The organism is Zoogloea oleivorans (assembly GCF_008107625.1).
GTDB lineage: Bacteria > Pseudomonadota > Gammaproteobacteria > Burkholderiales > Rhodocyclaceae > Zoogloea > Zoogloea oleivorans.
The window spans coordinates 1-9923 of sequence record NZ_SDKK01000033.1 but is presented as its reverse complement, the minus strand read 5'-3'; the positions used below and the strand labels follow the sequence as shown (position 1 = coordinate 9923).

Here is a 9923-nt window from a genome sequence, read left to right as displayed (position 1 = left end):
GTCAAGGCCGGCGACGTGCTGGCCATCCTCGACGCGCCGGAACTCGGCACCGCCGCCGCCGACCTGGCCAAGGCCCGCGCCGACGCCGAGCAGAAAAAAGCCGCCCTGGCGCGCAGCCGCAGCCTCTTCGAAGCCGAAGTCGTGCCCCGCCGCGACCTCGAAGTCGCCCAGGCCGAATGGCACCAGGCCAGCGCCGAGGCCGACCGGGCCCGCCTGCGCCTGGCCAACCTCGTTCCTGGCGGCGGCATCACGGCCGGCAGCGAGCGCTACTCCCTGCGCACCCCGATCAGCGGCATCGTCGCCACCCGGCACATCAACCCGGGCATGGAAACCCGTCCCGACGCCCAGGAGCCACTCTTCGTCGTCACCGACATGAGCAAGCTGTCGGTGCTGGTGGACGTGCCCGAACGCGACCTGCCCCTCGTCACCGTCGGCAAGGCCGCCCAGGTAGACGTATCGGCCTACCCGCAGCGCAGCTTCGACGGCAAGGTCATCCAGGTCGCCCCGACCCTCGACCCGCAAACCCGCCGGGTGCAGGCACGGGTGGCGGTCGACAACCAGGAAGGGCTGCTCAAGCCCGAGATGTACGCCAAGGTCGCCCTGCTCGCCGACAACCGGGAAGCGCTGCCGAAGATCGCCATCGGCGCCCTGCTGGTGGAAGGTGTAAAGAACTTCGTCTTCGTCGAGCGCACCCCGGGCGTCTTCGAAAAACGCGAAGTCACCCTCGCCGTGCAGACCCGCAGCCACGCCTACGTATGGACCGGCATCAAGGCCGGCGACAAGGTGGTGAGCGTCGGCGCCCTGCTGCTCAACGCCGAACTGGCCAGCAGTTCCCGCTAAGGAGCGCCGACCACCATGTTCGACAATCTCATCACGGCCGTCCTGCGCCAGCGCGCCTTTGTCATCATCGCCGCGCTGGTCCTACTGGGCTATGGGCTGTACGCCTTCAACCAGATCACCATCGAAGCCTTCCCCGACGTACAGGACGTGCAGGTGCAGGTCGTCACCCAGGCCACCGGCCAGGCGCCGGAAGAAGTCGAGCGCACCGTCACCCTGCCCATCGAACGGGAAATGAGCGGCGTGCCCGGCCTGACCCAGCTGCGCTCGGTGTCGATCACCGGCCTGTCGGTGGTGACCCTCACCTTCAACGAGAAGACCGCCGACTACTTCGCCCGCCAGCAGGTGCTCGAGCGCCTGCAGACAGTAGCCCTGCCCGCCGGCATGCAGCCAGTGCTCGCCCCGCTGACCACCGCCGTGGGCGAAATCTACCGCTACGTGCTCGAAGCCCCGCCCGCCGCCGCCCAGGAAGAAGTCCGCGCGGTGCAGGACTGGACCGTCCGCCCGGCCCTGCGCATGGTCCCCGGCATCGCCGACGTGGTCAGCTTCGGCGGCGCGATCCGCGAGATGCAGGTGCGCATCGACCCGAACCTGCTGCGCAAGTACGCAGTCAGCCTCGACGAAGTCAGCCAGGCCCTTGCCGGCAGCAGCGCCAACGGCAGCGGCGGCCTCCTGCGGCGCGGCGACGAAGCCCTGGTGGTGCGTACCCTCGGCCTGTTCACCAACCTGGACGACGTACGCGACGTGGTCATCGTCGCCCGCGACAGCAAGCCGGTACGCATCGGCGACGTGGCCGAAGTGATCGCCGGCGCCCGCCCGCGCACCGGCATCGTCGCCTTCAACGACCGCGACGACGTGATCGAAGGCATCGTCCAGATGACCAAGGGCGGCAACGCCGCCAAGATCGTCGAAGCCCTGCGGATTAAGGTGGACGAAGTCAATGCGCGCCTGCCGGACGGCTACCGCCTGCGCCCGATCTACCAGCGCTCCGAACTGATCGCCCACACCGTGGCCACCGTCGGCGAGAACCTGCTGGTCGGCGCAATACTGGTCACCGCCATCCTGCTGGCCTTCCTGCGCAACCTGCGGGCGGCCATCATCGTTGCCGCGGTGATCCCGCTGTCGCTGATGTTCGCCTTCATCCTGATGCACGCCATGGGCGTATCAGCCAACCTGATCTCCCTCGGCGCGGTGGACTTCGGGGTCATCATCGACAGCGCGGTGGTGATGGTCGAAGCCCTGATGGTGCGCCTGGCGGTGGATGCCCACACCGAACACCACGGCATCACCTCGCCGATCGGCCGGCGCATGCACGCCCTCAAGCAAACCTGCGTCGAGCTGGGCGCGCCGATCATGTTCTCGAAGGCCATCATCATCGTGGCCTTCCTGCCCATCTTCACCTTCCAGCGCGTCGAAGGACGCATCTTCACACCAGTCGCCCTGACCCTCTCCTTCGCTCTGCTCGGCGGCCTGCTGCTGACCCTGACGCTGGTCCCGACGCTGCTCTCCTATGCCCTCAACAAGGACATGGCCGAGAAGGAAAGCGTCTGGCTGCACCGCCTGCAAACCGGCTACCGGGCGCTGCTGGTACGTCTCCAGCTGCGCCGCCGGGCCACCATCAGCGCCTCGGTGGCCACCCTGGTCGTGGCCCTGCTGCTGGCCCCGCTGCTTGGCTCGGAGTTCCTGCCCAAGCTCGACGAAGGCAACATCTGGCTGACCATCAGCCTGCCCCAGTCCTCCGCCCTCTCCAACACCAAGGAAATCGAGCGCAAGGTGCGCGCCGTGCTGTCGACTTACCCGGAGGTGAAGGCGGTCATCACCCACGTCGGCCGCCCCGACGACGGCACCGACCCCAAGGGCCCCAACAACATCGAAATCCTGGTGGACCTGAAACCCCACGACGAATGGCGCTTCGCCACCAAGGACGCGCTGGTGGACAGCATGTCGGCCAAACTGGCCACCATCCCCGGCCTGCCCACCAACTTCTCGCAGGTGATCCAGGACAGCGTGGAAGAATCCCTGTCCGGCGCCAAGGGCGAAATCGCCGTCAAGGTTTTCGGGCCAAACCTCGAAATGCTCGAAACCAAGGGTCGCCAGATCGCCAGCGTGCTCGACCGCATCCAGGGCTCCGCCGACGTGGCCGCCCTGCCGGTGGGCGGCCAGAGCGAAGTGGACATCCGTCTGCGCCGCGAAGCCCTGGCCCGCTACGGCATCCGCGTCACCGACGTCAATCTGATGATCCAGACCGCCCTCGGCGGCTCCGCAGTCAATGTCTTTTACGATGGCGAACGTCGCTACGACGTAACCCTGCGCTTCGGCCCCAACTTCCGCGACCAGGTGGACGACATTGCCAACCTGCCGGTGGCCCTGCCCGACGGCAAGGGCAGCATTCCGCTGGGCGACCTGGCCGACGTGGAACTCCGCCAGGGCGCCTCGCGCATCCAGCGCGAAGCCGGCAGCCGCAACGTCATCGTCAAGGCCAACCTGCGCGGCCGCGACCAGGGCAGCTTCGTCGCCGAAGCCCAGAAAAAGGTTGCCGCCGAAGTCGCCCTGCCGGCCGGCTACACCCTCACCTGGGGCGGCCAGTTCGAGAACCAGCAACGCGCCATGGGACGCCTGAAAGTCATCGTCCCGATCACCCTCGGGCTGATCTTCTCGCTGCTCTTCTGGGCCTTCCGCGACATCCGCCCGGCCCTGCTGGTGCTGGCCATGGTGCCCTTCACGCTGATCGGCGGCTTTGCCGGACTCGGCTTCGCCGGCCTCCACCTGTCAGTGTCGGCGGCGGTGGGCTTCATCGCGGTAGCCGGCATCTCGGTGCAGAATGGTGTGATCATGGTTGAACAAGTCATCGAAATCGCCCGCCGCGGCGCCCCCCGTTCCGAGGCCATCCTCGACGGCGCCATGCTGCGCCTGCGCCCCATCGTCATGACTGCCCTGATGGCCGGCCTCGGCCTCCTGCCGGCAGCCCTGTCGCACGGCATCGGCTCGGAAACCCAGCGCCCCTTCGCCGTGGTGATCGTCGGCGGCATCGTCAGCGCCACCCTCTTCACCCTGCTGCTGCTGCCCGTGCTGTTGTCCTTCGGCGGCCCTGACAGGCCAGCAGCAAAACGGAACTGAAGATGCGCGTCCTGATCGTCGAAGACGACCCCCTGCTGGCCGATGGCGTCGCCCAGCTCCTGCGCGGCAGCGGCCTGACCGCCGACTACGTAGGCAGCGCCGAACTCGCCGAAGCGGCCCTCGCCACCGAGCAGTTCGACCTGCTGGTGCTCGACATCGGCCTGCCCGGCATGGACGGCCTGGAGCTGCTGAGCCGCCTGCGGGCCCGCCACAACCCGGTGCACGTGCTCATGCTGACCGCCCGCGACGCCCTCAACGAGCGGGTCCGCGGCCTCAACCTGGGCGCCGACGACTACCTCACCAAACCCTTCGCCGCCGTCGAACTGATCGCCCGCGTCAATGCCCTCGTCCGGCGCAGCCGCGGCCAGGGCGCCCAGCGCCGCGAGTTCGGCCCCCTCACCCTCGACGAGGACGCCCACCGGGCCTGGCTGGGCGGTCAGCCCCTCGACCTGCCCCGGCGGGAATGGGCGATCCTGCTGTTCCTTCTCGACAACCTGGAGCGGGTGCTCAGCAAGGAGCGCATCGTCGCCGCCGTATGCACCTGGGACCAGGACATGAGCGTGAATGCCGTCGAAGTCTATATCTCGCGCCTGCGCACCAAGCTCGAACCGGCCGGGATCCGCATCCGCACGGTGCGCGGACTGGGCTACATGCTCGAAGGCCTGACCCATGACCCGAAGCCTGCGTAAGGCGCTGCTGCAGTGGCTGCTGCTGCCCGCCGGGCTGGCCCTCATCACCTTTCTGCCGCTGGCCTTCCACCTGGTGCACCAACCGGCCATGGAGGCCCTTGACCGGGCCCTCGCCGACGCCAGCCTGGCCCTCGTTCCGCACCTGGAAGTGGTCGACGGCAAACCACGCTTCGTCTTCCCTGCCGCCGCCGAACAAGTCCTGCGCGCCGACCGGGTGGATGACATCTACTATCTGGTTCTCGGCCCCAACGACCGCTTCGTGGCGGGCGATGCCGGCCTGCCCCATGAGCCCCCCGACGGCGAAGACAGCCACGCCGACCGGGTCAGCTTCTACTCCCATTTCCGCGACCACCCGATCCGCGTCAGCGCCGTCCGCCGCACCATCTCCGGCGAGCCCTTCGTCTTCGTCACCGCCGAAACCACCCGCAAGCGCGACCAGTTGCGTGTCGACCTGGCTTTTGCGCTGATCCTGCCGCTGATCTTCTTCGCCGGCGCCACCGGACTCACCATCTGGTTCGGCATCCGCCACGCCCTGCTCCCCGTCGAAGACATCCGGCGCGCCCTCCACGGCATGGAGCACCGCGCCATGAAACCCCTCGACGCCGCCTCCGCCCCCGGCGAAATCCGCCCGCTGGTCGAAGAATTCAACCTCGCCCTCGAACGCCTGGAACAGGCCTCCGATGCCCAGCAACGCTTCGTCGCCAACGCCGCCCATCAGTTGCGCACCCCGCTGGCCGGCATCCGCACCCAGCTCGAACTGCTGCAGCGGGAACCCGACGCCACCGAACGGGAAACCCGCAGCCACCAGTGCATCGGCGCTATCGAGCGCCTTGGCCACCTGATCAACCAGATGCTGGTGCTGCTGTCGGCCGAACCCGGCGGACGTCATGCCGGCCTGGCCGAAGCCCTCGACGTGCCCGAGCTGATCCGCGAACGCAGCCCGGAATGGATTCGCCTGGCCGAAACCCAGGGCATCGACCTGGGTTTCGAGCTGGAACCCGCCCGCGTCACCGGCGACGGCCTGCTCCTCGGCGAGATGGTCGCCAACCTGGTGGTGAATGCCCTCAACTACACCCCGGCCAGCGGCGAAGTCACGATCCGCAGCCGCGAAGCCGGCGGGCAGGCCATCATCGAAGTGGAGGACAACGGCCCCGGCATTCCGCCCGAAGCCCGGGAACAGGTCTTTGAACGCTTCTTCCGCCTGCCTTCTGCCAGCAGCCCGGGCAGCGGGCTCGGTCTGGCCATCGTGCGGGAAATCGCCCACGGTTTCGGCGGTGAAGTGAGCATCCAGACACCACCCGGCGGGCGCGGCGCGCTGCTGCAAGTGCGCCTGCCCGCAAGTAACCGCCACAGCCCCTCGTCCTGAGCGCCCAGCAGTCCACAACAGCACACCCATTTTGTGCATTGCTGCGCAAACCGGGACCATCGGGGCCGGGCCACGATTTACAAAATGGAGGGAGGTCGTCATTATTGGCGAGCAAGCCATCCATCATGACGACCTTATCCGGGGCATTCATCACGTCGTCCTTCCAGGCACCCTGCCGGAAAAACGAGGATTGCCCCGACAGCATTGCAGCAGGCTGGGAATACCAAAACACAGGCCCGAGATGGGAAACTCGATACAAGATCCGACAGTCGCCGGCTACATGGGCGCGGCCGACAGGCAGCTGTTTTACTGCTACCACGCTCCCCAGGGAGCCAGCACCCGTCCCTTCGGCGTCGTTCTTTGCCCGCCGGCCGGGCGTGAGTATGTATTCGCCCACCGCACCTTCCGGCAACTGGCCACCCGCCTGTCGCGGGCGGGTTTTCCCGTGCTGCGCTTCGACTACTTTGCCAGCGGCGACTCGGCCGGCGAAGACGACGAGGGCAGCGTCGAGCAATGGCTGGACGACATCGCCAGCGCCATCGACACCTTCCGCAACCACACGGCGGGCGCCCGTGTGTGCCTGGCCGGCTTTCGCATCGGCGCCAGTCTGGCCGCCCTGCATGCGGCCACCCACCAGGACGTGGACAGCCTGATCCTGTGGGACCCGGTAATCAGCGGGGAGCGTTACGTGGATGGTCTTCTTGCCGATCACGAACACTTTCTGCGCCTGCGCCTGTGGCGCGAAAAAACAGCCATGGGCGCCGACGGCGTGCGCGAGATCGTCGGCTTTCTGCTCTCCCCGCGCCTCGAAAGCGGCCTGCGCAGCATCAGGCTCGACACGCTACCAGCGCCAGCCCGGCGCGCCCTGCTGATGAGCAGCAGCCCGACGGCCGACCCCGAACGTTTCGGCGAGCATCTCGAAGCCCTCGGCATGCAGATCGACCGCCAACACGTGGCGTGGCCCGAATTCTGGACCGGCAATGAAGAACTGGATGACGTCCTGATGCCGCCCGCCCGCGTGCTGCAGGCCATCGTCGGCTGGGCCCAGGGCCAGGAAGTGCCGGCATGAACGAACACGCTCTGCGCTTTGGCGACAACGGCAACCTGATCGGCATCTATACCGCGACCAGCCACCCCGCCACCCGGCCCGGCATCGTGCTGGTGAACTCCGGCGTGATCCACCGCACCGGCCCCAACCGGCTGTACGTCAACATCGCCCGCCAGCTGGCGGCGGCCGGCTATCCGGTACTGCGCTTCGATCTCTCGGCGATTGGCGACAGCAGCCCGCGCGGCGACGCCGTGAGCTTCGAGAAAAGCGCCATCAGCGAAACATCGGCGGCCATGGCAGCCCTCGGCACCCACAGCGGCGCCACCGGCTTCATCCTGTGCGGCATCTGCTCGGGTGCCGACATCGCCTTCCTGACCGCCCGCGACAACCCCGCGGTGGTCGGCGCCGTACTCATCAATGGCCGCGGCCTGCACAGCGTCACCGACAACTCCGGCGACGACGGCATCGAGACCCACGCCAGCACCCTCGGCTCCGACGCCTCGGCCCGCTACCTGCTCAAGAGCGCCCTCTTCAACCCGAAGAGCTGGCGCAAGCTGATCAGCGGCCAAGTCAATTACCTGGAACTGCTGCGCCTTCTCGGCGGCGAACTGCTGCGCCCCATGGCCCCCCGCGAGTCGAGACCGGACAGCGCGCCGGCACTGCACGCAGCCTTCCATCAGGTCCTCGGCCGCGGCACCGCGCTGCTGATGGTGTATTCGGAAGGCGATCTGGCCCTCGACTACATGAAGCTGATGTTCGGCAAGGAGATCAAAAAGTTCGCGGCCTATGCCAACTTCGGCGAAGTGCACCTGCCCGGCGCCGATCACACCTTCACCCCGCGCCACAGCCGGGACGAACTGATTGCCACCCTGCGCAACTGGGCCGATGCCCGCTTCACCCACTGAAACGTCGCAGCCCGTCACGTCAGCAAGCCTGGCGGCGGGAAACGCGTCGTTCCCGCCCCTTGCCGGCGACGAACTCCAGCTCTGGCGATTTCCCCTGCCGCTGCCCGACAGCCCCTTGCGCAGGGCCGTCGAAAGTCTCCCCAACGCCACCGAACACGCCCGCGCCGGGCGCCTGGTCTTTGCCGCCGACCGCCTGCGCCAGTTGCACAGCCGCGGCCTGCTGCGACTCCTGCTCGGCGCCAGCCTGGGCCACCCGCCCCACAGCCTGCGCTTCGTCGCCAACCCCCATGGCAAACCGACGCTGGCCGATGCCCCCGAGCTGCATTTCAATCTGTCCCATTGCCACGACCGGGCCCTCATCGGCCTCACCCGTGCGGCCCCCATCGGCGTGGACGTGGAGCGCATCCGCCCACTCGCCGACCGCGACGCCCTCATCGCCCACTGCTTCAGCCCTGCCGAACAAGCCTGGCTGGCCGGCCGGCTCGCAAGCAGCCGGGAACCTGACTTCTTCCGCATCTGGACCGCCAAGGAAGCCGTCCTCAAGGCCCTCGGCAGCGGCCTCGCCACCGCGCCGGAAAGCCTCACCATCCACCTCGCGGAAAACGGCGACAAATGCGCTGGAGTGGATGGCGCACCGGGCCCGTGGACGCTTTTCACCCACAGCCCGGAACCCGCGCATGTCATGACAACGGCCGTCCGCGCCCTCCTCGCGCCGGGCCGGATCCGCCAGTTTCACCTGACCGACGACGCTTGCCCGGCCTGGATGGACAACGGCACCTCAGTACAGCAAGACACATTTCACGGAAACCCCTAAATGGCGGCCCCACCGCCCCGGCGGAGCTGCCCAAAGGGGTGGCTGGCAGGGTAGGATAATGGTAGTCGGATAGGCATGAACCTGACGCCCTCCGGTTCCGGAGTGCAGAGCAGGCAACAACCGACCGCAATGGCGCTGCGGCGCATTCCCACAAGATCACATCAAGACTGCCGGGGCCGGAGGGGCTATGTCGCATGTAATTTCAGAGACGGAAGGTCGCGGCGGCGTCCAGCAGTCTGAATCCGGCCACAACCAGGCACCGGCCTGGTCGTACGCCCAGGAGCGCAACTGGTTCCTCGAACAAGCCTATCCGGGCCATGCCCAGCACCGCCATGCCATCGGCGCGACCATCGCCGGCCCCCTTGACGTGGATGCCCTGCGCGCGGCACTGCATCGTGTTTGCGCCCGTCATGACATTTTCCAGCGCAGCTTCGGCCCGGGCGCCAGCGTGCCCGCCAGCCCGACGCTGACCCTCGACAGCCTCTCCGGCGAAGACACCCGCACCCGCTGGATCGCCGAACGCAGTGGCACGCCTTTCAACCCGGCCAGCGAGCCCATGCTGCGCGCCCACCTGCTGCGCATCCGCACCGACGAGCACGTCTTGCTGCTGGTGGCCCACCGCTACCTCCTCGACGAAGAAGGCCTCGGCCTGCTGCTGCACGAGATCGCCGCCGACCTCGCCGGCACGCTGCCCGACGAGCCGGCCCGCCCGCGTTTCGCCGACTTCATCGACACCCAGCGCCACAACCCGCAGCACACCGAGCACCTCGCCCACTGGCGCAGCAGCCTGGCCGGCGCGGCACCGGTGCTCGAACTGCCCACCGACCTGCCCCGCCCGCCCATCCAGGCCTACGCCGGCGCCAGCCTGCCCGTCGATCTGCCGGACGACCTCACCGCCCGTCTGCGCAGCCTGGCCAACCGCCACGGCGTGGATCTGCAGGCCGTGCTGCTGGCTGCCTTCGCCACCCTGCTGCAGCGCCACAGCGGCCAGGGCGATCTGGTCATCGGCCTGCGCAGCAGCTACCGTATCAACCCGGCCCTCGCCCGCCTCGTCGGCCCCCTCGACAACACCCTGGCCCTGCGCCTCGACCTCTCTGCCGACCCGGCCAGCAACGCCCTGCTGCAGCTCACCGGCAGCGCCCTCGAC

General features: G+C 68.0%; 8 protein-coding genes. All 8 read left to right on the top strand.

Going from position 1 to position 9923, the window contains the following annotated elements; translation table 11 throughout:
• Positions 1-840: efflux RND transporter periplasmic adaptor subunit (locus ETQ85_RS22885; RefSeq protein ID WP_148581394.1), on the top strand; the 840-nt coding region annotated here is incomplete at its 5' end.
• 15 nt (positions 841-855) lie between these two features.
• Positions 856-3954: an efflux RND transporter permease subunit gene (locus tag ETQ85_RS22880; RefSeq protein ID WP_148581366.1), complete on the top strand. Its 3099-nt coding sequence runs from the start codon at positions 856-858 to the stop codon at positions 3952-3954.
• Between the two features lie 2 nt (positions 3955-3956).
• Positions 3957-4643: a response regulator gene (locus tag ETQ85_RS22875; RefSeq protein WP_148581365.1), complete on the top strand. Its 687-nt coding sequence runs from the start codon at positions 3957-3959 to the stop codon at positions 4641-4643.
• Positions 4624-6009 carry a sensor histidine kinase gene (locus ETQ85_RS22870; RefSeq protein ID WP_148581364.1) on the top strand — a complete coding sequence of 462 codons (1386 nt, stop codon included), beginning with the start codon at positions 4624-4626 and terminating at the stop codon, positions 6007-6009. The genes ETQ85_RS22875 and ETQ85_RS22870 overlap by 20 nt, the downstream gene beginning before the upstream one ends.
• 241 nt (positions 6010-6250) lie before the next feature.
• Positions 6251-7078 (top strand): serine aminopeptidase domain-containing protein, encoded by an 828-nt coding sequence (locus ETQ85_RS22865; protein ID WP_148581363.1) that lies wholly within the window; start codon positions 6251-6253, stop codon positions 7076-7078.
• Positions 7075-7962 carry an alpha/beta fold hydrolase gene (locus tag ETQ85_RS22860; protein WP_148581362.1) on the top strand — a complete coding sequence of 296 codons (888 nt, stop codon included), beginning with the start codon at positions 7075-7077 and terminating at the stop codon, positions 7960-7962. Before ETQ85_RS22865 ends, ETQ85_RS22860 begins: the two co-directional genes overlap by 4 nt.
• The gene (locus ETQ85_RS22855) at positions 7943-8776 is read left to right on the top strand and encodes a 4'-phosphopantetheinyl transferase family protein (RefSeq protein ID WP_148581361.1); all 834 of its coding nucleotides are present in this window, start codon (positions 7943-7945) and stop codon (positions 8774-8776) included. Before ETQ85_RS22860 ends, ETQ85_RS22855 begins: the two co-directional genes overlap by 20 nt.
• A 187-nt stretch (positions 8777-8963) precedes the next feature.
• The coding region (locus ETQ85_RS22850; RefSeq protein WP_246128877.1) for a condensation domain-containing protein at positions 8964-9923 on the top strand (960 nt) is incomplete at its 3' end.

What these genes read in the sequence shown, in the direction of transcription:
- ETQ85_RS22880 (WP_148581366.1), top strand. Translation starts at nt 856, where the DNA reads ATGTTCGACAATCTCATCACGGCCGTCCTGCGCCAGCGCGCCTTTGTC.
- ETQ85_RS22875 (WP_148581365.1), top strand. Translation starts at nt 3,957, where the DNA reads ATGCGCGTCCTGATCGTCGAAGACGACCCCCTGCTGGCCGATGGCGTC.
- ETQ85_RS22870 (WP_148581364.1), top strand. Translation starts at nt 4,624, where the DNA reads ATGACCCGAAGCCTGCGTAAGGCGCTGCTGCAGTGGCTGCTGCTGCCC.
- ETQ85_RS22865 (WP_148581363.1), top strand. Translation starts at nt 6,251, where the DNA reads ATGGGAAACTCGATACAAGATCCGACAGTCGCCGGCTACATGGGCGCG.
- ETQ85_RS22860 (WP_148581362.1), top strand. Translation starts at nt 7,075, where the DNA reads ATGAACGAACACGCTCTGCGCTTTGGCGACAACGGCAACCTGATCGGC.
- ETQ85_RS22855 (WP_148581361.1), top strand. Translation starts at nt 7,943, where the DNA reads ATGCCCGCTTCACCCACTGAAACGTCGCAGCCCGTCACGTCAGCAAGC.